Origin of the sequence: Burkholderia sola (genome assembly GCF_905400185.1) — a bacterium.
Taxonomy (GTDB): Bacteria; Pseudomonadota; Gammaproteobacteria; order Burkholderiales; family Burkholderiaceae; genus Burkholderia; species Burkholderia sola.
In genome coordinates, this window is sequence record NZ_FR989675.1 from 1169668 (window position 1) to 1193853 (window position 24186).

The 24186-nt window shown below is 67.2% G+C and carries 19 protein-coding genes; 14 read left to right on the forward strand and 5 right to left on the reverse strand.

The features are described 5' to 3' along the window. The first annotated feature begins 28 nt into the window (after window positions 1-28). The 12 genes from KR541_RS05510 to KR541_RS05565 all read left to right on the forward strand — a co-directional run bounded on the left by KR541_RS05510 (window position 29) and on the right by KR541_RS05565 (window position 13593). Window positions 29-583, forward strand: a complete 555-nt coding sequence (locus KR541_RS05510; RefSeq protein ID WP_050011421.1) for a hypothetical protein — start codon at window positions 29-31, stop codon at window positions 581-583. A 364-nt stretch (window positions 584-947) separates the two neighbouring features. Continuing rightward, on the forward strand, window positions 948-1637 hold the full coding sequence (locus KR541_RS05515) for an ABC transporter permease (protein WP_011544981.1): 690 nt from the start codon (window positions 948-950) through the stop codon (window positions 1635-1637). Then, window positions 1634-2347: an ABC transporter permease gene (locus tag KR541_RS05520; protein WP_006476443.1), complete on the forward strand. Its 714-nt coding sequence runs from the start codon at window positions 1634-1636 to the stop codon at window positions 2345-2347. Before KR541_RS05515 ends, KR541_RS05520 begins: the two co-directional genes overlap by 4 nt. Window positions 2348-2367: 20 nt before the next feature. Then, window positions 2368-3168, forward strand: coding sequence for an ABC transporter ATP-binding protein (locus tag KR541_RS05525; RefSeq protein WP_006488736.1), 801 nt, complete (start codon window positions 2368-2370; stop codon window positions 3166-3168). Window positions 3169-3189: 21 nt separating this feature from the next. Then, window positions 3190-4230: a GlxA family transcriptional regulator gene (locus tag KR541_RS05530; RefSeq protein WP_089488286.1), complete on the forward strand. Its 1041-nt coding sequence runs from the start codon at window positions 3190-3192 to the stop codon at window positions 4228-4230. A 1018-nt stretch (window positions 4231-5248) separates the two neighbouring features. Further along, window positions 5249-6481, forward strand: coding sequence for an aspartate aminotransferase family protein (locus KR541_RS05535; protein WP_050011418.1), 1233 nt, complete (start codon window positions 5249-5251; stop codon window positions 6479-6481). 30 nt (window positions 6482-6511) lie between these two features. Further along, window positions 6512-7579, forward strand: a complete 1068-nt coding sequence (gene aruF / locus KR541_RS05540; RefSeq protein WP_050011417.1) for an arginine/ornithine succinyltransferase subunit alpha — start codon at window positions 6512-6514, stop codon at window positions 7577-7579. Continuing rightward, window positions 7576-8607: an arginine N-succinyltransferase gene (astA, locus tag KR541_RS05545; RefSeq protein ID WP_209939436.1), complete on the forward strand. Its 1032-nt coding sequence runs from the start codon at window positions 7576-7578 to the stop codon at window positions 8605-8607. Before aruF ends, astA begins: the two co-directional genes overlap by 4 nt. Before the next feature lie 7 nt (window positions 8608-8614). After that, window positions 8615-10078, forward strand: coding sequence for a succinylglutamate-semialdehyde dehydrogenase (gene astD, locus KR541_RS05550; protein WP_050011415.1), 1464 nt, complete (start codon window positions 8615-8617; stop codon window positions 10076-10078). 14 nt (window positions 10079-10092) lie between these two features. Next, window positions 10093-11433, forward strand: coding sequence for an N-succinylarginine dihydrolase (gene astB / locus KR541_RS05555; RefSeq protein WP_050011414.1), 1341 nt, complete (start codon window positions 10093-10095; stop codon window positions 11431-11433). A 7-nt stretch (window positions 11434-11440) separates the two neighbouring features. After that, window positions 11441-12469, forward strand: coding sequence for a succinylglutamate desuccinylase (astE, locus tag KR541_RS05560; RefSeq protein WP_176016678.1), 1029 nt, complete (start codon window positions 11441-11443; stop codon window positions 12467-12469). A gap of 329 nt (window positions 12470-12798) precedes the next feature. Further along, window positions 12799-13593: an ABC transporter substrate-binding protein gene (locus tag KR541_RS05565; protein WP_050011412.1), complete on the forward strand. Its 795-nt coding sequence runs from the start codon at window positions 12799-12801 to the stop codon at window positions 13591-13593. Window positions 13594-13686: 93 nt separating this feature from the next. On the opposite strand, the gene KR541_RS05570 is transcribed toward KR541_RS05565, so the two are convergent. Both KR541_RS05570 and cdpA read right to left on the reverse strand, forming a co-directional pair. Further along, window positions 13687-15198, reverse strand: coding sequence for an HDOD domain-containing protein (locus KR541_RS05570; protein WP_209937521.1), 1512 nt, complete (start codon window positions 15196-15198; stop codon window positions 13687-13689). 26 nt (window positions 15199-15224) lie between these two features. After that, window positions 15225-16967 carry a cyclic di-GMP phosphodiesterase CdpA gene (gene cdpA / locus KR541_RS05575; RefSeq protein ID WP_200891613.1) on the reverse strand — a complete coding sequence of 581 codons (1743 nt, stop codon included), beginning with the start codon at window positions 16965-16967 and terminating at the stop codon, window positions 15225-15227. A gap of 278 nt (window positions 16968-17245) precedes the next feature. Here cdpA and KR541_RS05580 point away from each other — a divergent pair, with 278 nt between their 5' ends. Beyond that, on the forward strand, window positions 17246-17794 hold the full coding sequence (locus KR541_RS05580; RefSeq protein WP_050011409.1) for a peroxiredoxin: 549 nt from the start codon (window positions 17246-17248) through the stop codon (window positions 17792-17794). Between the two features lie 86 nt (window positions 17795-17880). Here the strand turns inward: KR541_RS05580 and KR541_RS05585 are convergent, their stop codons facing one another. Next, window positions 17881-18510, reverse strand: coding sequence for an SDR family oxidoreductase (locus KR541_RS05585; protein ID WP_050011408.1), 630 nt, complete (start codon window positions 18508-18510; stop codon window positions 17881-17883). A gap of 253 nt (window positions 18511-18763) precedes the next feature. Between KR541_RS05585 and KR541_RS05590 the strand changes: the two genes are divergently transcribed. Next, on the forward strand, window positions 18764-20227 hold the full coding sequence (locus KR541_RS05590) for an NYN domain-containing protein (protein ID WP_216089400.1): 1464 nt from the start codon (window positions 18764-18766) through the stop codon (window positions 20225-20227). A gap of 99 nt (window positions 20228-20326) precedes the next feature. Here the strand turns inward: KR541_RS05590 and KR541_RS05595 are convergent, their stop codons facing one another. Both KR541_RS05595 and KR541_RS05600 read right to left on the reverse strand, forming a co-directional pair. Next, complete coding sequence (locus KR541_RS05595; RefSeq protein WP_050011373.1) at window positions 20327-20710, reverse strand: VOC family protein; 384 nt, start codon at window positions 20708-20710, stop codon at window positions 20327-20329. Window positions 20711-20828: 118 nt separating this feature from the next. Then, entirely contained in the window at window positions 20829-24137 is a 3309-nt protein-coding gene (locus tag KR541_RS05600) for an efflux RND transporter permease subunit (protein WP_050011372.1), read from the reverse strand. Window positions 24138-24186 lie beyond the last annotated feature (49 nt).

The following is a 24186-nucleotide window of genomic DNA, read 5'->3' on the forward strand; positions in this document are numbered from 1 at the left end:
GCGTGTTTCTCCACGCGCCATTCTTCCGATGATTTTTCGTTTCCGGCTGCTTTCCGTGACGATGCTGGCCGCCGCGCTGGCGCTGACCGGTTGCGACGACCAAGGCCATCTCGACGTGCAACGTATCAGGGACTTCTTCAACGCGATCAAGCCCGCGCCGCTGCTGCTGAAGGGGCTGAAGGTCGGCGAATCGACCGAGGCCGACGTGCGCGGCACGATGGGCAAACCCGAGACCGAGCGCACGTTCACCGACGGCTCGAAGCGTCTCGAATATCCGCGCGGCCCGATGGGCAACCAGACGTGGTTCGTCGATCTCGACGCGAACGGGCGCTACACGGGCGCGACACAGGTGCTGACCGCCGAGAATTTCGCGAAAGTGCGCCCGGGGATGGACGAGGACGAGGTGCGGCGCCTGCTCGGCAAGCCCGGCGACGTCGCGCAGTATCCGCTGAAACCCGAGACGGTCTGGAGCTGGCGCTGGCTCGAGGACGGCGTCAACACCGACGCGTTCTTCAACGTCCATTTCGGCCCGGACGGGCTCGTCTATACGACATCGCGCTCCGATATCCTGAAAGGGCGGTGACGCTCACGCGCGGCGCTTCTTCAGCCAGCCCGCGCAGCGCGTCGCGGGCATGAGCGAGCAATTGTGTGGCGTCGGTCCGGATCTGCCCATTCGGCCTGACGGCCAAGCCGGCGCTATATCGAAAAAGCGACCGGAAAATTGCAAAAAGCCCGCTTCCCGGCGCGTCATCGGACTGTCAGGAAGCGGGTTTTTTCCTTTTGAAACAGCGGCGTAGGCCGTGCGCAGAAATGATGGGACGAATTGTTGCGACGCAGCAATCGCGCGCACGGTGATTTGAGGCAAATAATTTCGCTTGCGACTATCCGCGTCAGCCCGGCGCGGGACAGGCATACGCGTCGGCATTCATTCAACTCTGGAGACGCGCGTGTTCCTTTACGGCTTTGGTCCCGTCCTCTGGGCCGGCACCGTGCAGACCATCGAGCTGTCGGTGCTGTCGCTCGCCACTGCGGTGGCGCTGGGGCTGATCGGCGCGGTGGCGAAGCTGTCGCACAACCGGGTGCTGCGAGCGATCGCGACCGGTTATACGACGCTGATCCGCTCGGTGCCCGACCTTGTGCTGATGCTGCTGCTGTTCTACAGCATCCAGATCTGGCTGAATCAGTTCACCGACCTCGTCGGCTGGAACCAGATCGACATCGATCCGTTCGTGGCCGGCGTGCTGACGCTCGGCTTCATCTACGGCGCGTACTTCACCGAGACGTTTCGCGGCGCGTTCCTGTCGGTGCCGCGCGGCCAGCTCGAAGCCGGTTCGGCTTACGGGATGAGCGGCGCGCGCGTGTTCGTGCGGATCATGTTTCCGCAGATGATGCGCTTTGCGCTGCCGGGCATCGGCAACAACTGGCAGGTGCTCGTGAAGGCGACCGCGCTGGTGTCGATCATCGGTCTCGCGGACGTCGTGAAGGCCGCGCAGGACGCCGGCAAGAGCACGTTCAACATGTTCTTCTTCATCCTCGTCGCGGCGCTGATCTATCTCGCGATCACGACCGTCTCCAACCTCGTGCTGATCCAGCTCGAGAAGCGTTATTCCATGGGCGTGCGGCACGCAGAACTATGATCGAGATCCTCCAGGAATTCGGCAAGGCGTTCCTTTTCTGGGACGGCCAGCGCCTGTCCGGCCTCGCGGTGACGCTGTGGCTGCTCGTCGCGTCGATTTCGCTCGGCTTCGTGTGCGCGGTGCCGCTCGCGGTCGCGCGCGTGTCGAGGAACAAGTGGGTGTCGATGCCCGTGCGGTTCTACACGTACGTGTTCCGCGGCACGCCGCTCTACGTGCAGCTGCTGCTGATGTACACGGGCATGTACAGCCTCGAGTTCGTGCGCTCGCACTCGCTGCTCGACGCGTTTTTCCGCAGCGGTTTCAACTGCGCGATCCTCGCGTTCGCGCTGAACACCTGCGCGTACACCACGGAGATCTTCGCCGGCGCGATTCGTGCGATCCCGCACGGCGAGGTCGAGGCGGCGCGGGCCTACGGGATGTCGCCGTTCACGATGTACCGCCGCGTGATCCTGCCGTCGGCGCTGCGCCGCGCGCTGCCGCTGTACAGCAACGAGGTGATCCTGATGCTGCACGCGACGACCGTCGCGTTCACCGCGACCGTGCCGGACATCCTGAAGGTCGCGCGCGACGCCAATTCCGCGACCTACATGGCGTTCCAGTCGTTCGGGATCGCCGCGCTGATCTATCTTGCGGTATCGTTCGCACTCGTCGCGGCGTTTCGCCGCGCGGAGCGCCACTGGCTCGCGTATCTCGCGGCCGCCCGTCATTGAATTACTTCGAGGAGAGCCAGTTGGCCGAGATCACTCAAACGAGCGCGTCCGCTTCCGTCAAGCTTGCCGCGGTCGACATCCACAAGCGCTATGGCGACAACGAGGTGCTCAAGGGCGTGTCGCTGAACGCGAAGGCCGGCGACGTCATCAGCATCATCGGCGCGAGCGGCTCGGGCAAGAGCACGTTCCTGCGCTGCATCAATTTTCTCGAGCGGCCGAATGCGGGGCAGATCGTCGTCGACGGCGAGGCCGTGCGCACGAAGACCGACCGCGCCGGCGCGCTCGAAGTCGCCGATCACAAGCAGTTGCAGCGCATCCGCACGAAGCTCGCGATGGTGTTCCAGCACTTCAACCTGTGGGCGCACATGAACGTGCTCGAGAACGTGATGGAAGCGCCCGTGCACGTGCTCGGCATTTCGAAGAAGGAAGCCGAGGAGCGTGCGCGCGAGTACCTGGAGAAGGTCGGTCTGCCGCCGCGCGTCGAGAAGCAGTATCCGTCGCATCTGTCGGGCGGCCAGCAGCAGCGCGTGGCGATCGCGCGGGCGCTGGCGATGCATCCGGACGTGATGCTGTTCGACGAGCCGACCTCCGCGCTCGATCCGGAACTGGTGGGCGAAGTGCTGAAGGTGATGCAGAAGCTGGCCGAGGAAGGCCGCACGATGATCGTCGTCACGCACGAGATGGGTTTCGCGCGCAACGTGTCGAATCATGTGATGTTCCTGCATCAGGGGCGGACCGAGGAAGAGGGCGATCCGAAGGAGGTGCTGGTGCGCCCGCAGAGCGAGCGGCTCAAGCAGTTCCTGTCGGGCAGCCTCAAGTAACGCGACAGGGCAGGTTTCAACGTGGTACCGGTGTCTCGTCCCGCAGGCGCCACCCGCACGACGCAGGTGGCGATCGTTGCATTGCCGCCCGTGTCGATGTCGGGCGTGGGTCCGATCGTCGATGCGCTGAATCTCGCGAACGAGATCGACGGACGCCTGCTGTATCGCTGGCAGGTGTGTTCGTGGGACGGTCGGCCGGTGCCGCTCGCGGGCGGCGCGCAGTGGCATGCCGATGCGGCGTTCAACGATGCGATCGCGTGCGACTGGGTAATCGTCGTGTCCGAGCGGTTTCAGCAGTTTGCCGATTACCGGTTGTTTCTCGCGAGTCTCGCGCGGGTCGGGCAGCGTACGCCCGTTGTGACCGGCATTCATCACGGCGTGTGGTGGCTGGCGATGGCCGGGCAGCTTTCCGGGTATCGCGTGAGCGTGAACTGGGAGACGTATCAGCAGTTCGCCGAGCAGTTCGAGCGGTCGATCGTCACGCAGCAGATCTTCGAGATCGATCGCGATCGGGCCACCTGTGCCGGTGGGCAGGCGACCGTCGATTTCATGTTGGCCATGATTGGCCGGGAACATGGGGTGGATCTCGCGGAGCGGATTGCTGATGCGCTCGGGGCCGGGACGCTGCGGAGTGGTGAGGAGCGCCAACGGATTCCTTTTGTTACCGCGCCCGGTGAGCGACATCCTCGGTTGAATGATGCTTTGCTTTTGATGGAAGCCAATATCGAGGATCCTTTGACGACCGATGAGATCGCCGGGCTCGTGGGCGTTTCACGCCGGCAACTGGAGCGGCTCTTTCGACAGTATCTCGGGGCAATGCCCTCGAAGTATTACCTCAATCTTCGGTTGCTCAAGGCAAGGACGCAGTTGCAGCGGACCAGCAAGTCTGTCGTTCAGGTTTCTCTCGCTTGTGGGTTTTCTTCTGCTGCGCACTTCTCTAACGCTTATCGCGAAAGGTTTGGTGTTACGCCTCGGGAGGATCGAAGAGCGTGGCTCGAGAAGCAGACCGGCGGCGGCAGCGAACCTCGGGGTGGGGCGCTCGTCGAGCGCGGGAAGGATTGAGATCCGGGTTTGACTTGGTTTGGTTGGCGGTCCGCCCGCGGTTGGCGTGAAGCACCTGCGATCGTGTCGGTCTATTAGCGTCGCCCCTCCGCGGGGCAGCGGTCACTTTTCTTTGTCTTGCCAAAGAAAAGTAACCAAAAGAAAGGCGCTCGGATAACGCATGACTTACCGGTGCCATGGCACCCCAAGTGGTCCGCACAAAAGTGTCCGCGCCAGTCAGGAAACTGGAGTGGTTCGAGCAATGGTTCTGACATCTCTCGCTACCCCACGGAGTGGTATACCGTCCGCTAGCTCCATCCTCGCTACGCTCGGCTGGAAGGTACTTCAGGGTGGGGAGGGCGCTCTTGCTTCCTGCATGAACTGTCGACTGCCAGGCACTTTTTCTGCTCTCCGCATTTGTATGACCGGATCGTTTGACGATCGATGTCTGCGCGAGACGATGTATTTGTGTCCCCCATTTTTTTCACGGGCAGAGCAGCGAATTCCCGTTTATCGAAAGTAGAGCGAGTGCCTTGCAACGGGCGGAAGATGGCGGCATTGGCCGGGATGGACCTATCGGCCGAGCGAAGCGAGGACGGAGCTAGCGAGCGGTATACCGCTCCGTGGGGCAGGCAGTGGTGTCAGAACCATTGCTCGAACCACTCCGGTTTCGTGACTGGCGCGGACACTTTTGTGCGGACCACTTTGTTGGCGATGGCACCGGGAGGTTATGCGATATCTGAGCGCCTTTCTTTTGGTTACTTTTCTTTGGCAAGACAAAGAAAAGTGACCGCTGCCCCGCGGAGGGGCGACGCTAATAGACCGACACGATCGCAGGTGCGTCACGACCCGGGAAGCCGACCCCAGACGAGCGAGAAAAAGCCCCAAAATACCGACACGGCGTAGCCGCCCCGGCCAGCCCGAAAGGGCAAAACCAAAACCTTCCGATAGAACCCGTCGCAATTCCGCAAGACGCTTGCGTCACCCTTCCCTAAACTTGATCCTGTTGAACCCTCTTACGAAACCGAAAGGAACGACCATGACGACCTCGACCGTGACCCGCCAGACATTCGACGAAGTGATGGTGCCGGTATTCTCTCCCGCGCCGTTCGTGCCGGACCGTGCAGAGGGCTCCCGCGTGTGGGACACGGCCGGCCGCGAGTACGTGGATTTCGCGTGCGGCATCGCGGTCACGTCGCTGGGCCACGGCCACCCGGAACTGCTGAAGGTGCTGGACGAACAAGGCCGCAAGCTCTGGCACATCGGCAACGGCTACACGAACGAGCCGGTGCTGCGCCTCGCGAAGCGCCTCGAATCGCTGACCTTCGCCGACCGCGCATTCTTCGCGAACTCGGGCGCGGAAGCGAACGAAGCCGCACTGAAGCTCGCGCGCCGCGTCGCGTTCGACCGCCACGGCGCAGACAAATACGAAATCGTGTCGTTCGTGCAGTCGTTCCACGGCCGCACGTTCTTCACGGTCAGCGTCGGCGGCCAGCCGAAGTACTCGGAAGGCTTCGGCCCGGTGCCGGAAGGCATCAAGCACCTGCCGTTCAACGACATCGAAGCCGCGAAGGCCGCAATCGGCCCGAAAACCTGCGCCGTGATCGTCGAGCCGGTGCAAGGCGAAGGCGGCGTGATCCCCGCCGATCCGGCGTTCCTGAAGGCACTGCGCGAAGCGTGCGACGCCAACGGCGCACTGCTGATCTTCGACGAAGTGCAAACGGGCGTGGGCCGCACCGGCCAGTTCTACGCCTACATGGACACGGGCGTCACGCCGGACATCCTGACGACCGCCAAGGCGCTCGGCAACGGCTTCCCGATCGGCGCGATGCTGACGACGAACGAACTGGCCGCGCACTTCAAGGTCGGCGTGCACGGCACGACGTACGGCGGCAACCCGCTCGCATCGGCGATCGCGGACAAGGTCGTCGAACTGATCGGCGACCCGGCGCTGCTCGAAGGCGTGCGCGAACGCAGCGTGCGCCTGAAGGGCGCACTCGAACGCATCAACGCGCGCTTCGGCATCTTCAAGGACATCCGCGGCAAGGGCCTGCTGGTCGGCGCGGAACTCACCGCCGCATTCGACGGTCGCGCGAAGGATTTCGTCACCGCCGCCGCCGAGAACGGCCTGATCATGCTGATCGCCGGCCCGAACGTGCTGCGCTTCGTTCCGTCGCTGGTGATCCCGTTCGACCTGCTCGACGAAGGCGTGAAGCGCTTCGAGAAGGCGGTCGAACAAGTGCTTGCCGCACAGGAAGCCACCGCGCGCTGATCGGCGCCCCCATCGCAGACAGGAACGACGATGCTATTTGTTCGCCCCGGCAAACTCACGGATCTCGATGCGCTCGCGCACATGGCGCGCACCGCGCAGCCGGTCCTGCACTCGCTGCCGCACGACCGCGCGGCGCTCGAAGCGCGCGTGGCGCTCTCCGAGGATTCGTTTCGCGCGGACGTCGACTTCGCCGGCGAGGAGTTCTACCTCTTCGTGCTCGAGGATTCGACAACCGGCAAGCTGCTCGGCACGGCGAGCATCGTGGCCGCGGCCGGCTACTCGGAACCGTTCTACGCGTTCCGCAACGACGCGCTGATCCACGCGTCGCGCGAGCTGCACGTGAACCGCAAGATCCACGCGCTCACGATGTCGCACGAGCTGACCGGCAAGAGCCGGCTCGCGGGCTTCTACGTCGATCCGTCGCTGCGCGGCGACGCGGCCGCGCACCTGATCTCGCGTGCCCGGATGATGTATATCGCCGCGAACCGCCGCCGCTTCACGCCGGAAGTGTTCACGCTGCTGCTCGGCGTGAGCGACGGCAACGGCGCGTCGCCGTTCTGGGAAGCGGTGGGCCGCAAGTTCTTCGGCCGCGACTTCACCGACGTCGACATCGCATCGGGCGGTCGCAGCCGCACGTTCATCGCGGAAGTGATGCCGGCCTATCCGCTGTACGTGCCGCTGTTGCCGGAAGCCGCGCAACGCGTGCTCGGCGAGCCGAACGAAACGGCACTGCTCGCGTACGACATCCATCTCGAGGAAGGCTTCGAGCCCGACCGCTTCGTCGACATCTTCGACGCGGGCCCGGTGCTGACCGCGCAGGTCGACCGCACCGCGTGCGTGAAGCAGGCGTCGGAGCGCGTCGTGCGCGAGGCCGCGCATCAGCAGGGCGACGTCGCGTACATGGTGTCGACGGGCAGCGGCGAATCGTTCCGCTGCGTGCTGGTCGACTTGCCGGGCGACACGGCCGATGCGCGGAGCACCGAGGCGCCGCTCGCCGGCGACGTGCGCGCGGCGCTCGATGTGAAGGAAGGCGATGTCGTGCGCTGCGTGCCGCTGCATCGCCGCGACGATGAAGATTTGAAGGGAGACGCAGCATGATCGTCGTTCGGGTCGTACAAACGGGCGACGTCGACGCGCTCGTGTCGCTCGCGCAGGAAACCGGGCCGGGCCTGACCACGTTCAAGCCCGACCGCGACGCGCTGGCCGCGCGCATCGAACGCTCGCGCCGCACGCTCGAAGGCCACGCGGCGCCCGGCGAGGCCGGCTACTTCTTCGTGATGGAAGATTCGAAGACGCGCGACATCGCAGGCGTGTGCGGAATCGAGACGCAGGTCGGCCTCGAACAACCGTTCTACAACTATCGCGTGAGCACGGTCGTGCATGCGAGCCAGGAGCTCGGCGTGTGGACGCGGATGTCCGCGCTGAACATCTCGCACGACCTGACGGGCTACGCGGAAGTGTGCTCGCTGTTCCTGAGCCCGCGCTATCGCACGGGCGGCGTCGGCGGCCTGCTGTCGCGCTCGCGCTTCATGTTCATCGCGCAGTTCCGCGACCGCTTTCCGGAACGCATCTGCGCGGAACTGCGCGGCCACTTCGACGAGGACGGCACGTCGCCATTCTGGCGCGCGGTCGGTTCGCACTTCTACCAGATCGATTTCAACGCGGCCGATTACCTGAGCTCGCACGGCCGCAAGTCGTTCCTCGCGGAACTGATGCCGCGCTACCCGGTGTACGTCGACCTGCTGCCGCAGGACGCGCAGGACGCGGTCGGCCTCACGCATCGCGACACGCTGCCGGCCCGCAAGATGCTCGAAGCGGAAGGGCTGCGCTACCAGAATCACGTCGACATCTTCGACGCGGGCCCGGTGCTCGAATGCCATGTGAACGACCTGCGCACGGTGCGCGAGAGCGTCGTCGTGCCGGTTGCGATCGGTGTGCCGGATGCAAGCGATAACGCGCCCCGGTCGCTCGTGTCGAACACGTCGCTCGGCGATTTCCGCGTCGGCGTCGCGCCGGGCGTGGTTGAGAACGGCGCGTTCGTGTTGTCGGCCGACGATGCCGCCGCGCTCGACGTGAAGGCCGGCGATCCGGTCCGCGTGCTGCCGCTCAAAGTCAAACAGGGATAAACGAATCATGACGGAACTCTTCATCGACGGCGCCTGGGTCGCAGGCTCGGGCCCCGTCTTCGCGTCGCGCAACCCGGGTACCGATGAAATCGCATGGCAGGGCGGCAGCGCATCGGCGGCGGACGTCGACCGTGCGGTCGCGAGCGCACGCCGCGCATTCGCCGGCTGGTCGGCGCTTGACTTCGAAGCGCGCTGCGAAATCGTCAAGCGCTTTGCCGCGTTGCTCACCGAACGCAAGGAAGCGATCGCGACCGCGATCGGCCGCGAGACCGGCAAGCCGCTGTGGGAAGCGCGCACCGAAGTCGCGGCGATGGCCGCGAAGGTCGGCATCTCGATCCAGGCCTATCAGGAACGCACCGGCGAGAAGCGCCAGGACATGGCCGACGGCGTCGCGGTGCTGCGTCACCGCCCGCACGGCGTCGTCGCGGTGTTCGGCCCGTACAACTTCCCCGGCCACTTGCCGAACGGTCATATCGTGCCGGCGCTGATCGCCGGCAACACCGTGGTGTTCAAGCCGTCGGAGCTTGCCCCGGGCGTCGCGCGCGCGACGGTCGACGTGTGGCGCGAAGCCGGGCTGCCGGCCGGCGTGCTGAATCTCGTGCAGGGCGAGAAGGACACCGGCATCGCGCTCGCGAATCACCGCCAGATCGACGGGCTGTTCTTCACCGGCAGCTCGGATACCGGCACGCTGCTGCACAAGCAGTTCGGCGGCCGTCCGGAAATCGTGCTCGCGCTCGAGATGGGCGGCAACAACCCGCTCGTGATCGGCGAGGTCGAGGACATCGACGCCGCCGTGCATCACACGATCCAGTCGGCGTTCCTGTCGGCCGGCCAGCGCTGCACGTGCGCACGCCGCATCTTCGTGCCGCAGGGCGCGTTCGGCGATCGCTTCCTCGCACGCTTTGCCGACGTCACGTCGAAGATCACGGCCGACGTGTTCGACGCCGATCCGCAGCCGTTCATGGGCGCGGTGATCTCGGCGCGCGCGGCCGCGAAGCTGGTCGATGCGCAGGCGCGCCTGGTCGAGCAGGGCGCGAAGCCGATCATCGCGATGACGCAGCGCGATCCGCGCCTGGGTTTCGTGAACGCGTCGATCATCGACGTGACGGGTGTCGCGAACCTGCCCGACGAAGAACATTTCGGCCCGCTCGCGCAGATCGTCCGCTACGCGACGTTCGACGAAGCGATCGAGCGCGCGAACGACACGGCGTTCGGCCTGTCCGCGGGCTTGCTGGCCGATGACGCCAACGCATGGGATCACTTCCGCCGCACGATCCGCGCCGGGATCGTCAACTGGAACCGCCCGACCAACGGCGCATCGTCGGCCGCGCCGTTCGGCGGCACCGGCCGCTCGGGCAACCATCGGCCGAGCGCGTACTACGCGGCCGACTATTGCGCGTACCCGATGGCGTCGGTGGAAAGCACGCAACTGACTTTGCCCGCGAGCCTGTCGCCGGGCCTGCATTTCTGATCGAGGGAGCGACGATGAACGCACAAGAAGCCAATTTCGACGGGCTCGTCGGCCCGACCCACAACTACGCCGGGCTGTCGTTCGGCAACGTGGCGTCGCTGAACAACGAGAAGTCGGCCGCGAACCCGAAGGCCGCCGCGAAGCAGGGGCTGCGCAAGATGAAGCAGCTCGCGGACCTCGGTTTCGCGCAAGGCGTGCTGCCGCCGCAGGAGCGGCCGTCGCTGCGCCTGTTGCGCGAGCTCGGCTTCTCCGGCAAAGACGCGGACGTGATCGCGAAGGCGGCGAAGCAGGCGCCCGAACTGCTCGCCGCGGCGAGCTCGGCGTCGGCGATGTGGACCGCGAACGCGGCCACCGTCAGCCCGTCGGCCGATACGAGCGACGGCCGCGTGCATTTCACGCCGGCGAACCTGTGCAGCAAGCTGCATCGCGCGATCGAGCACGAAGCGACGCGCCGCACGCTGTCGACGCTGTTCGCGGACCCCACGCACTTCGCGGTGCACGAAGCATTGACGGGCACGCCGGCGCTCGGCGACGAAGGCGCGGCGAACCACACGCGCTTCTGCGCGGAATACGGCAAGCCGGGCGTCGAATTCTTCGTGTACGGCCGCGCCGAATACCGCCGCGGCCCCGAGCCGAAGCGCTTCCCGGCACGGCAGACCTTCGAGGCGAGCCGCGCAGTCGCGCATCGCCACGGGCTCGCCGAGGAAGCGACGGTCTACGCGCAACAGGATCCGGACGTGATCGACGCGGGCGTGTTCCACAACGACGTGATCTCGGTCGGCAACCGCGACACGCTGTTCACGCACGAACGCGCGTTCGTCAACAAGCAGGCGATCTACGACACGCTGACCGCCGCGCTCGACGCACGCGGGGCGCGCCTGAACGTGATCGAGGTGCCCGACGCAGCGGTGAGCGTGAACGATGCGGTCACGTCGTATCTGTTCAACAGCCAGCTGCTGTCGCGCGCGGACGGCTCGCAGGTGCTCGTCGTGCCGCAGGAATGCCGCGAGAACGCGAGGGTCGCCGCCTATCTCGATCAACTGGCTGCCGGCAACGGCCCGATTCACGACGTGCTCGTGTTCGACCTGCGCGAAAGCATGAAGAACGGCGGCGGCCCCGCGTGCCTGCGTCTGCGCGTCGTGCTGACCGAAGCCGAGCGCGCGGCCGTCACGTCGAACGTGTGGATCAACGACACGCTGTTCGCGTCGCTCGACGCGTGGATCGACACGCACTATCGCGATCGCCTCGCCCCGGAAGACCTCGCCGATCCGGCGCTGCTCGACGAATCGCGCACGGCGCTCGATGAGCTCACGCAGATCCTGCGCGTCGGTTCGCTGTATGACTTCCAGCGCTGAGGCACGGATGCCGGCCGCCGCGCTGCTCGACGACTTCCTCGCGTTCACGTTGGCCGGTGGCGCGCCGGCCGAACGGGACGGCGCGTGCGCGGGCGGCGCGGTGCGCTGGCGCTGGCTCGGCGACGGGCTGCTCGCGTTCGAACCGGCAGCCGCCGACGCCGCGGCGCGCGCGAGCGTGCTCGTGTCGGCCGGCGTGCACGGCGACGAGACGGCGCCGATCGAGCTGCTGTCGATGCTGGTGCGCGATCTCGCGGCGGGCGCGCTGCCGCTCGCGTGCCGGCTGCTGGTCGTGCTCGGCAACGTGCCGGCGATGCGTGCGGGCGAACGCTATCTCGACGACGACCTGAACCGCCTGTTCAGCGGCCGTCACGCGCAGGTGAGCGCGAGCCGCGAAGCGCCGCGCGCCGCGCAGCTCGAGGCGGCGGCCGCCGCATTCTTCGCGGCCGCGCCGGCAGGCAGCGCGCGCTGGCACATCGACATGCACACGGCGATTCGCGCATCGGTCTTCGAGCAATTCGCGCTGCTGCCGCATACGGGCACGCCGCCGACGCGCGCGATGGTCGAATGGCTCGGCGATGCACGCATCGCGGCCGTGCTGCTGCATACCGCGAAGGGCAACACGTATTCGCATTTCACGGCTGAGCAGTGCGGCGCGCTCGCGTGCACGCTGGAACTCGGCAAGGTGCGGCCGTTCGGCCAGAACGACCTGACGCGCTTCGCGCCGGCCGACCGCGCGGTGCGCAAGCTCGTGTCGGGTGAGCGGCGTGACGTCGACGCCTCATTGCCGCGGGTGTTCACGGTGATCGATCAGATCACCAAGCAGAGCGATGCGCTGGAGCTGTTCGTCGCGGCCGACGTCGCGAACTTCACCGCGTTCGCGCGCGGCACGGTGCTCGCGCAGGACGGCGACTACCGCTATACGGTGAAGCACGACGAGGAACGCATCGTATTTCCGAACCCGACCGTGAAGCCGGGTTTGCGCGCGGGCCTGCTCGTCGTCGATACGACGCGCGACACGCTGGCGGCGCTCGTCTGATCGACGTGCAATCGTGCGGACCGCGCATCGTCCGGCAGTCGATTCATTTTTTGCGATGACGCCCGCCCGCTGCGCGGACGGCGCGCTTGCATATTTGCGACACCGTCTTGCAAGTTCGACGGGTCGCGCGGCGGCCGCCGTGCGCGCAGCGCAGCATCGCGCACCGGCGGCCGCTTTGCCGTATCGGGCCGCGCGGATTGGTACAATCGCGGCCTTGCGGCTGTTGCGCCGCATCACGGCGCCGCGTGGGCATTGTCGGTGGCATTCGACCCTGCAATGATGCATGCGTCTGTCGTTCCGGAACATTCGAGTATCGAGGAGAACACCTGATGAAGTTGGATTGGCGTAAAGTGGCCGCGCACGCGGTGGTAGCGGCATCGGCGGTGGCGGCAGGCAGCGCGTTTGCCGCGGATCTGAAGGAGATCCGGTTCGGCGTCGAGGCCTCGTACGCACCGTTCGAATACAAGACGCCCGACGGCAAGCTGACCGGCTTCGACATCGACATCGGCAACGCGGTGTGCGCGAAGCTGAAGACGAAGTGCGTGTGGGTCGAGAACGACTTCGACGGCCTGATCCCGGCGCTGCAGGCGCGCAAGTTCGACGCGATCAACTCGGACATGACGATCACCGACCAGCGCAAGCATGCGATCGCGTTCACCGATCCGATCTACACGATTCCGAACCAGCTGATCGCGAAGCAGGGCAGCGGCCTGCTGCCGACCCCGCAATCGCTGAAGGGCAAGCGCGTCGGCGTGCTGCAGGGCACGATCCAGGAAGCGTACGCGAAGAAGAAGTGGGCGCCGGCCGGCGTTGATGTCGTGCCGTATCAGACGCAGGATCTGGCGTATGCCGACCTGAAGTCGGGCCGTCTCGACGCGACGTTCCAGGATTCGGAAGCGGGCTCGAAGGGCTTCCTGACGAAGCCGCAAGGCCAGGGCTTCGCGTTCGCGGGCGGTACGGTCAGCGACGCCGAGATCCTCGGCTCGGGCGTCGGCTTCGGCCTGCGCAAGAACGACGCGGCGCTGAAGACCGCGCTCGATCAGGCGCTGAAGGACCTGAAGGCCGACGGCACGATCGACAACCTCGCGAAGAAGTACTTCAGCGTGCCTGTCACGCTCAAGTAAGCGCCTCGCTCGATCGCACGATGGTAAAAAACCGGCTGCTGATGCGGCCGGTTTGCTTTTGGGGAGCGAAAACGACGGGAGGCTGGCCCGCCGTCAGCCGGGCTGCGCGGCGAAGAACCGTCCCAGCTCGCGCGCGAGTTCGTTGAGCACGGCCATCTCCTGCTGCGAGATCTTGCGCGCGGGTTGCGCGCCGGCCCAGTCGCCGTACAGCAGCGCGACGCTCGTCGTGCCGACGCGCACGGGCAGCAGCACGAACGCACGCGCGTCGTCGAACGCGTCGAGATACCACGCGGGCAGGCGCTTCGTCATCTTCGGGTCCTGCGCCTGCTCGATGAAGATGCCGACCGAGTTCGAGATCGCGAGATGAAACACGTCCGGCTCGAAGCGTTCGTCGAAATGCAGCCGGTCGAGCGCCGTATCGACGCCGGGGCCGAAGCCCAGGCGCGCGGCGAAGGTGCCGTCGTCGTGCCGCACGAACATCACGGTGCGCGTGAACGCGAGGCCGGCCAGCAGGCTTTCCGACGCGAGCGCGAGCACCGGCGTCAGCACGTGCTCGGACGGCAGCGCGCGCAAGTCCGCGAGGCCGGCTTCGAGGCAGGCCTCGGGCGCGGCCTGCGCGCGCGCGATCGCATCGGCGTTCGCGCGCAGCTCGACGATCTCGCGCATCATGGTGTCGCTCGCTTCCTCGCGCGCGAGCCGATCGGCGATCTCGACGAGCGCGTCGGCCTCCATGTCGAGCTCGGCGCCGTAGTGCTGCGCGAGCGCCGCGATGCGCGCGTCGCGCTGCGGGCTCGCGGGCATGACGAGCGCGCCGGCGACGTCGGTCGAGCAGCGGCTCACCGCGCGCAGCCAGCGGATGCGATCGGCCGAGCCGTCGTCGGCAGCCGGGCCCGCGTGGCGGGCGTCACCGTCTTCGTTGTCGAACGCGTCGGCGCGGGTGGCGCGATCGTCGTCGGCCATCCCGCCGCAGATCACGTCGGGCAGCCTCCAGCGCGCGGCCGCTTCGACGCCGATCTCGTCGAAGCCGACGCCGAGCACGTCGACGCAGGCGGCCGCTTCGTCGCCGTTCAGCTCGGCCGCGCGGCGGCGGATGCGGTCCCATTCGCTGTCGAGATAGCAGACCACCAGGAGTTTGCCGACCTGGCGCATCAGTGTGCAGACGATGGCTTCCTCGCCGCCGCGCAGTTCGGCGTGCTCGGTGAGCTTGCGCGCGACGCAGCCGGACAGCAGCGCACGGTTCAGCTCAAGCTTCGCGTCGATGCGTCGCGGCGTGCTCTGATGGAAGTGGTCGACGAGCTTCAACCCGACCACGAGATGGCCGACGGCGTCCATGCCGAGCACCATCAGCGCGCGGGTCACGGTGGTGATGTTACCGCCGAACGCCATGTACATCGCGGAGTTCGCGAGCCGCAGCACTTTCTGCGTGAGCGCGAAGTCCGACAGCACGACGCGCACGAGCGCGGTGAAGTCGAGGTCGTCGTTCTTCATCGCGGCCATCGTCGCGCGCAGCGATTCCGACAGCAGCGGGAAATCGCCCCGCTCGTTCATCCGGGCCCACAGCTTGTCGAGCAGCGCGGTGCGGGGCAGGTATTCGGTGGTTGACATACGGATCTTTCGGTTCGCCGCGCGCGTCAGGCGGCGGCGTGCAGGTGCAGCTGCTGCGCCTCGAAGCGCCGCGCGAGCTCCTCGGACGGCAGCGCCTGGCAGACGAGCCAGCCCTGGATGTGATTGCAGCCCATCTCCGTCAGCAGCTCGCGCTGCGCCTCGGTCTCGACGCCTTCGGCGACGAGCTCGAGATCCAGTGTTTGCGCGAGGCCGACCACCGCCGACACGATCGCGCGGTCGTTGCGCGACGTCAGCAGGTTTTCGACGAAACTGCGGTCGATCTTCAGTTTCGCGAGCGGGAAGCGCTGCAGATAGGCCAGGCTCGAATAGCCGGTGCCGAAATCGTCGATCGCGAAGCGGATGCCGAGACCGGTCAGCTCCTCGAGCAGCATTTTCGCGTGCGCGGGATCGTGCATCAGCAGGCTTTCGGTGATTTCGAGCACGATGCGGCGCGGGTCGATGCCGGTCAGCGCGATCGCCTCGCGCACGCTCTGCGTGAAGCGCGGGTCGCGGAACTGCTGCGGCGACACGTTGACCGCCACGTATTGCAGCGCGAGCCCCTGGCCGTCCCACGCGACGAGCTGCATGCACGCGGCCTTGAGCACCCAGTTGCCGAGGTAGTTGATCAGGCCGATCGATTCGGCGAGCGGGATAAAGGTGGCCGGCGGCACGAGGCCATGCACCGGATGGCGCCAGCGGATCAGCGCCTCGACGCCGACCACCGCGCCCGACTGGCTGCGCGTGATCGGCTGGAAATGCAGCGAAAACTCGCCGTTGCGCACGCCGTCGTACAGGTCGGCTTCGAGCTTGAGCCGTTCGGCGTCGGCCGGATCGTCGACGGGCGCATGGAACGCGAGCGCGTTGCCGCCCGATGCCTTCGCCTGGGAGAGCGCGTGGTCGGCGCGGCGCAGCAGCGGGCTGTGATGCTGCGCGCGATGCGGCGCGGCGCGTTCGTCCGGATAGAGCGCGATGCCGATGCTCGCGGACAGGTGCACGGTCTGGCCCTGGAACACGTAGGGCTCGCGCACCGCAGCCTGCAGCCGGCGCGCGAGCGAATCGGCGGCATGGCTCGCCTGCGTGCGGTCCGGTGCGCCCAGCACGACCGCGAACTTGTCGCTCGCGACGCGCGCGAGCTGCTCGTCCGGCGTGACGAGCGCCTTCAGCCGCTGCGCGGTCTCGCGCAGCAGCATGTCGCCCGCGTCGTAGCCGAGCGCGCGGTTGATCCGCTGGTAGTCGTCGAGGTCGAGCAGCAGCAGCGCCGCGCAGGTGCCGTCCTCGTCGGCGGTCTGCTGCGCGCGCATCAGCGCCGGCACGAGCGCGGACAGGTTGTCGAGCCCCGTCATCGGGTCGTGGTGCATTTCGTAGGTCAGACGCGCCTCGAGCGCGCGCCACGACGACACGTCGAACGCCGCGATCGCGAAGCCGTCGACGCCGTGGTGGCGGCTCTTGAACGCGCGGACCTCGACGTCCAGCGGGTAGGTGAGCGACTTGACGATGCACATCGTCGCCTTCTCGACCTGGCCCGACCGCGCGGCGCGAGCGAGCAGGCCTTCGAGCGCCGCGGTATCCTGTTCGGCGATCAGGTCGCGCAGCGTCAGCGTATGCAGGTAGTCGCGGTGGTAGCCGATGAAGCGCAGGCTCGCGTCGGACACGTACAGAAAGCGCAACTCGCGGTCGACGTGGGCGAGGAAATCCACCGTGCCGACCGTCTGTTCCAGCCAGTTGCGCACGGAGTCGTCGCGTCGCGGCGCGACCGCGCGCGCGGGCATCAGCGCGCCGCCCGACCGAGCGAAGCGGCGCAGCGTATGCAAGGCGCTGCGCCAGGAGCCCTTGCGTGACGTCTGTTTCCTGTTGGCTTCCATGTTTCTCGCTGACGTGAAGGGCTGGAACCGGTTGTCCGGAAGGAATAACGGCAGACTGTGCGAAATCTTTAACGGACCGGCCCCAGGCGGCGCTGCCGCCGGCCGGATCTTCCACGCGGATGTTCGGCAGGCGAACGCCCGCGTGGCCTGTATCGAGGCCGACTTTATAAGAAATGAGGACGCAGATGAAGCGAAAACTGTTGCTGGGCGCCATGGCGGCGCTGGTGGCCGGCCATGCGCTCGTGGCGCAGGCGGAACTGAAGCCGGGCGCGGCCGCGCCTAATTTCACGACGCAGGCGTCGCTGGGCGGCAAGACCTACACGTACGCGCTCGCGGACGCGCTGAAGCAGGGGCCGGTCGTGCTGTATTTCTATCCGGCGGCGTTCACGAAGGGCTGCACGATCGAGGCGCATGCGTTCGCGGACGCGGTCGACCGTTACAAGGCTTACGGCGCGACGGTGATCGGCGTGTCGGCCGACAACATCGACACGCTGACGAAGTTCTCGGTGAGCGAGTGTCGCAGCAAGTTCCCGGTGGCGGCCGACCCGGATGCAAAGATCATCCGCGAGTACGACGCGAAGTTGCCGGCGCTCGACCGGGCGAACCGCGTGTCCTACGTGATTTCGCCGGAAGGGAAGATTCTCTACGAATACACGAGCCTGTCGCCCGACAAGCACGTCGAGAACACGCTCGCCGCCGTGAAGGCGTGGGCCGACGCGCATCCGAAGCAGTAAAACGGCTGGCCCGCGCGTGAAAACGGCCCGTCGTGCGGGCCGCGGGCACGGGAACGCGCCGCCTCCCGGCGGCGCACAGCGGGCCGTTATGCGCGCAGCGCCTGTTCGATCGGCACGCTGCCGCCGACGAAGCCGACGACCTTGCGCGAGATGCCGAGCTTGATCGCCTCGATCGCGGCCCATGCCACATCCTGGCGTGACACGGGCGGCGCGGGCTCGAGCCACGTGTCGGTCAGCGCGATCTTGCCGACGCCCGGATCGTCCGTCAGCGGGCCCGGGCGCAGGATCACGTAGTCGACGCCCGACGCGATCACGCGATCGTCGCCTTCGCGCTTCATCCGTGAATAGTGGTGCAGCGCGTCGGGCCCGTGCTCGGGCCGGTAGGCGGACAGCGAGCTGACCACCACGAGCTTCTGCACGTTGAACGCGAGCGCGTAGTCGGCCGCGCGGGCGACCGCATCGCGGTCGACCTGCTCCTCTTCGGTCGCGCCGTCCGATTCGGCCGAGCCGGCCGCGTAGATCACGTGCGTGATGCCCTGGAAAGCGTGCGAGAAATCGTTCGTCAGATCGGCCTCGACGACCCGTGCGCCCGCCAGCGCATAGCCGTGCCGGCGCACGAGCGCCGTGACCTCGAACTCCGGCTGCTTGAGCAGCAGATCCGCGCAGGCCTGGCCCGTCCGGCCGGTCGCGCCAATCAGCAGTACCTTCGTCGTCATGAAACCGCTCCTTGCTCGATGCGTCATCCGTGCAGATAGGGACGGACGACCGATAACTCAAGTGTAATGTCGAATCGCCCCGACGGTGCGCACGTAATAAGGGGCGTACCGGCATCGGGCGTACCGGTGCCGGGTACCGGCGTTCATTCGTTCACACGGATGCGGGAATGACGCGCCGACCGGCTATCATGTGCGCGATGCATTTTTCGCCGCTACGCGTGCATCACGCGTCGGCCCACCGGTTGGAGTACACATGGCATTACCCCTGGACAACGTCAGCATGGCCGTGTTCTGCGACTTCGAGAACGTCGCGCTCGGCGTGCGCGATGCGAAGTACGAGAAATTCGACATCAAGCCCGTGCTGGAGCGCCTGCTGCTGAAAGGCAGCATCGTCGTGAAGAAGGCCTATTGCGACTGGGATCGCTACAAGGGCTTCAAGGCGTCGATGCACGAAGCGAGCTTCGAGCTGATCGAGATTCCGCACGTGCGCCAGTCGGGCAAGAATTCGGCCGACATCCGGCTCGTCGTCGACGCGCTCGATCTCTGCTACACGAAGTCGCACGTCGATACGTTCGTGATCATCAGCGGCGACTCGGATTTTTCGCCGCTCGTGTCGAAGCTGCGCGAGAACGCGAAGAAGGTGATCGGCGTCGGCGTGAAGAAATCGACGTCGGATCTGCTGGTCGCGAACTGCGACGAATTCATCTTCTACGACGATCTGGTGCGCGAGCAGCAGCGTGCGCTCGCGAAGCGCGAACAGCAGCGCGCGGGCAACGGCGGCGCGAAGCGACCGGACGAGCCGTCGCGCAAGCACGACATGGATGCGCGCAAGGCCGAGGCGATCGCGCTGGCGGTCGAGACGTTCGACGCGCTCGCGTCGGAGCGTGACGACGTCGGCAAGATCTGGGCGTCGGTGCTCAAGAGCGCGATCAAGCGTCGCAAGCCGGACTTCAACGAGTCGTACTACGGGTTCCGCGCGTTCGGCAACCTGCTCGACGAGGCGCAGGCGCGCGGCCTGCTCGAAGTGGGGCGCGACGACAAGTCGGGCGCGTTCGTGTCGCGGGCCCGCCAGTCGGCCGCGGCCGAGCACGTCGCGGCGGGCGGTGACGGTGGCGCGGCGCACCACGGCGCGCATCACGGCGCGCGCGCGGCGGAGCCGGCACCGGCCGGCCGCGACGCGCACCGTGGCGGGCAGCGCGCGGAAGCGGTCGTTCACGAAAGCGTGCAGTTCGACGCGGAAGACGCGGAGTTTGCCGAGGTCGCTGATGCGGCGCCGGCCGATACGGCCGACACGCCCGATGTGACCGACGCGCACGGCGACGCGAAGGATGGCCGCAAGCGCGCGCGCAAGAGCGCGGCCAAGAAGACCGCCGCGAAGAAGGGCGCGGCCGCGAAGGGCGCCGGTCGCCACGCGGCCGGCAAGCCGGACGCCGCCGTGCAGCGCGATACGACACACGGTGGCGAAGCGCACGTGCCCGGCCGGCATGCGGACGAACCGCACCGCGACGCGGCGCATGACGAGCGGCACGCGGCGGCGGCGGCCGAACCGGCGGCTCGCGCGTCCGACGCTCGGGACGAGGCCGTGCAACCGTCGCACGACGCGGCACTCCCCGAAGCGGCTGCCGAAGCCCCGGCCGCCGCCAAGCCGAAGAAACCGGCCCGCAAGGCGGCGCCGCGCTCGCGTCGTCCGCGCAAGACGACGGCTGCCGCCGAGTAACGGCAGCGGGCGACAGTCGGACAATCGGCCGGGTCTCGTCCGCAACCGGGCGACACCCGCGCCGCGCATGCCGGGCCGGCGCCCCGCCGGCCTGCCGCGCTACCCGTTCAGCACATACGGCTGCGTCATCACTTCGAGGAAGTGGCCGTCCGGATCGTCGAAGTACACGCCGCGTCCGCCGTTGTGGCGGTAGATGTCGCCGGCTTGCCGCTTCGCCGGATCGGCCCAGTGCGGCAACCCGCGTTCGCGAATGCGCGCGAGCACGCGGTCGAAGCCGGCTTCGTCGATCAGGAACGCGTAATGCTGCGACCGGATTTCCCCCGCCTGTTCGTAAAAATCGAGCGACACGCCGTTGTCGAGCGCGACGACCAGCATTGCGCCGAACGGCGTCGGCGGCGGCAATTCCAGCAGTTCGGTGACGAAGCGGCTCGACGCATGCTTGTCGCGGCACCAGACGATCGTGTGATTGAGCTGGACGTTCATGGCGGGTTCCCGGGAAGGCGCGGCGGTGGACATGGACACACGATAGCCGATCGCGGCCGGCAAACAAGCCCGCCAATCAAGCGCAAAAGACGGCTGCCCGAAGGGCAGCCGCTTTCCGTCACTCGCCGGCGACCGCCGGCCCGCCGGTATTGCCGCGGCGGTTGCGGCGCTTCTCGCCCCATACGCGGAACCGGTCCATGTACAGGTAGACGACGGGCGTCGTATAGAGCGTCAGCACCTGCGACATCACCAGGCCGCCGGCGATCGCGATCCCGAGCGGCGCGCGCAGCTCGGCGCCGTCGCCGCTGCCGAACGCGAGCGGCAGCGCGCCGAGCAGCGCCGCCATCGTCGTCATCATGATCGGGCGGAAGCGCAGCAGGCACGCCTCGTGGATCGCGTCGAACGACGACTTCCCGTTGTTGCGCGTCTGGTCGATCGCGAAGTCGACCATCATGATCGCGTTCTTCTTCACGATGCCGATCAGCAGGATCACGCCGATCAGCGCGATGATGCTGAACTCGGTCTTGAACAGCAGCAGCGCGAGCAGCGCGCCGACGCCGGCCGACGGCAGCGTCGACAGGATCGTGATCGGGTGGATGTAGCTCTCGTACAGGATCCCGAGCACGATGTAGACGGCCAGCAGCGCCGCGAGGATCAGGATCGGTTGATCGTTCATCGACTGCTGGAACGCCTGCGCGGTGCCCTGGAAGCTGCCGACGATCGTCGGCGGGACGCCGATCTGCGCCATCGTCTGATAGATGATCTGCGTCGCCTGCGACAGCGACACGCCCGGCGGCAGGTTGAACGAGATCGTCGTCGCGACGAACAGCCCCTGGTGGTTGACCGACAACGGCGTCGTGCTCGGCCCGAACGTCGCGATCGCCGACAGCGGGATCATCGTCGACTTCGACGTCGACACCGACGCGCCCGACGACGCGCTCGACTTGCCGCTCGCCGCGATCGCGTTGAGCGCCTGGTTGCGCGCGGAGTCGGACGCGATCGCCGCGGCGCTCTGCGCGGCCGTGCCGGCGCTCGACGTGCCGGCCGAGGTCGCGACGAAGGTGCCGGCGGCCGCGTTGGTGGTCTGCGAGCCGTTCGCGCTGCCGCCCGACGTGCTGATCCACACCTGGTTGAGCATCTCCGGGCTCTGCCAGTACTTCGGCGCGACCTCCATCACGACGTGGTACTGGTTCAGCGGGTTGTAGATCGTCGAGACCTGGCGCTGGCCGAACGCGTCGTACAGCGTGTTGTCGATCTGCGCGGGCTTGATGCCGAACCGCGCGGCCGTCGCGCGGTCGATCGTCACCATCGCCTCGAGGCCGCCTTGCTGCTGGTCGGAGTTCACGTCGGTCAGCTCGGGGCGCTTCTGCAGCGCTTCGGTCAGGATCGGCCCCCACTTGTACAGGTCGGCGCTCGAATCGCCGAGCAGCGTGAACTGGTACTGCGCGTTGCTCTGCCGGCCGCCGACGCGGATGTCCTGCGCCGCCTGCAGGAACGTGCGCGCGCCCGCCACGTCCGCCAGCCGCGGGCGCAGCTGCTGGATCACCTGGTCGGCCGACAGCTTGCGCTCGGTGCGGTCCTTCAGCGTGACGAACATGAAGCCCGAGTTGGTCTGCGTGCCGCCGGTGAAGCCTGCGACGCTCTTCACGTTCGGGTTGCCCTGCACGATCCGCATCATCTCGGAGAACTTCAGCTTCATCGCCTGGAACGACGTCGACTGGTCGGCCTGGATGCCGCCGATCATCAGCCCGGTGTCCTGCTGCGGGAAAAAGCCCTTCGGCACGACGACGTACAGGTAGAGGTTCAGCCCGATCGTCGCGAACAGCGTCAGCAGGATCAGCAGCGGCCGGCGCAGCGCCCACGACAGCGAACGCTCGTAGCCGCGCTGCATGCGCGCGAAGCCGCGTTCGAGGAAGCGCCCGAAGCGGCCCTCGCTTTGCGGGTCGTGTTGTTCCGGCAGCAGGCGCGCGCACATCATCGGCGTGAGCGTGAGCGACACCGCGAGCGACACGGCGATCGCGAGCGACAGCGTCAGCGCGAACTCGCGGAACAGGCGCCCGACGATCCCGCCCATCAGCAGGATCGGCAGGAACACCGCGACGAGCGAGATGCTCATCGACAGCACCGTGAAGCCGACTTCGCGGGCGCCGTCGAACGCCGCCTGCATCCGCGGCTTGCCGTTCTCGATGTGCCGCGAGATGTTCTCGAGCACGACGATCGCGTCGTCGACGACGAAGCCGGTCGCGACGATCAGCGCCATCAGCGACAGGTTGTCGATCGAGAAGCCGAGCAGGTACATCGCGCCGAACGTGCCGACGATCGAGATCGGCACCGCGACGCTCGGGATCAGCGTCGCGCGCCAGTTGCGCAGGAACAGGAACACGACCATCACGACGAGGCTGATCGCGATCAGCAGCGTGTGCTCGGTGTCCTTCAGCGACGCGCGGATGGTGGTCGAGCGGTCGAGCACCGGCGTGACCGTGATGTCGGCCGGCAGCGACGCGGTGAGCTGGGGCAGCGCCGCGCGCACGCGGTCGAGCGTCTCGATGATGTTCGCGCCGGGCGACCGGTAGAGGATCACGAGCACCGCGCGCTTGCCGTTCGACAAACCGAGGTTGCGCAGGTCCTCGACCGAATCGACGACGTCGGACAGGTCGGACAGCCGCACGGCCGAGCCGTTGCGGTACGCGACGACGAGGTCGCGGTATTGCGACGCCTGGGACGCCTGGTCGTTCGTATAGAGCTGGAAGCGCTGCGGGCCGAACTCGATCGCGCCCTTCGGCGCGTTGGCGTTCGCGGAGGCCAGTGCGGCGCGCACGTCCTCGAGGCCGATCCCGTAGTGGAACAGCGACTGCGGTTCGAGCTCGACGCGCACGGCCGGGTTCGCGGAGCCGCTCACGGTGACCTGGCCGATCCCGTCGATCTGCGACAGCGACTGCTGCAGCACCGTCGACGCGGCGTCGTACACCTTCGCCGGCGACGCCGTTTCCGAGGTCAGCGCGACGACCATGATCGGCGAATCGGCCGGGTTGACCTTGCGGTAGGTCGGGTTGCTCTTCAGCGCGGCGGGCAGATCGGCGCGCGCCGCGTTGATCGCGGCCTGCACGTCGCGCGCGGCGCCGTCGATGTCGCGGTTCAGGCCGAACTGCAGGATGATCCGTGCATTGCCGACCGTGCTCGTCGACGTCATTTCGGAGACGTCCGCGATCGAGCCGAGGTGCCGCTCCAGCGGGCTCGTCACGCTGGTCGCGACCGTTTCCGGGCTCGCGCCCGGCAGCGACGCCTGCACCGAGATCGTCGGGAAATCGACCTGCGGCAGCGGCGACACCGGCAGCTTGATGAACGCGAACAGGCCCGCGAGCGCGACGCCGAGCGCGAGCAGCGTCGTCGCGACGGGGCGGGTGATGAAGGGACGCGACAGGTTCATGTCGGCACTCGCTGGGCCGCCCCAAGGGTGCCGACCGCCCCCGTGGGGG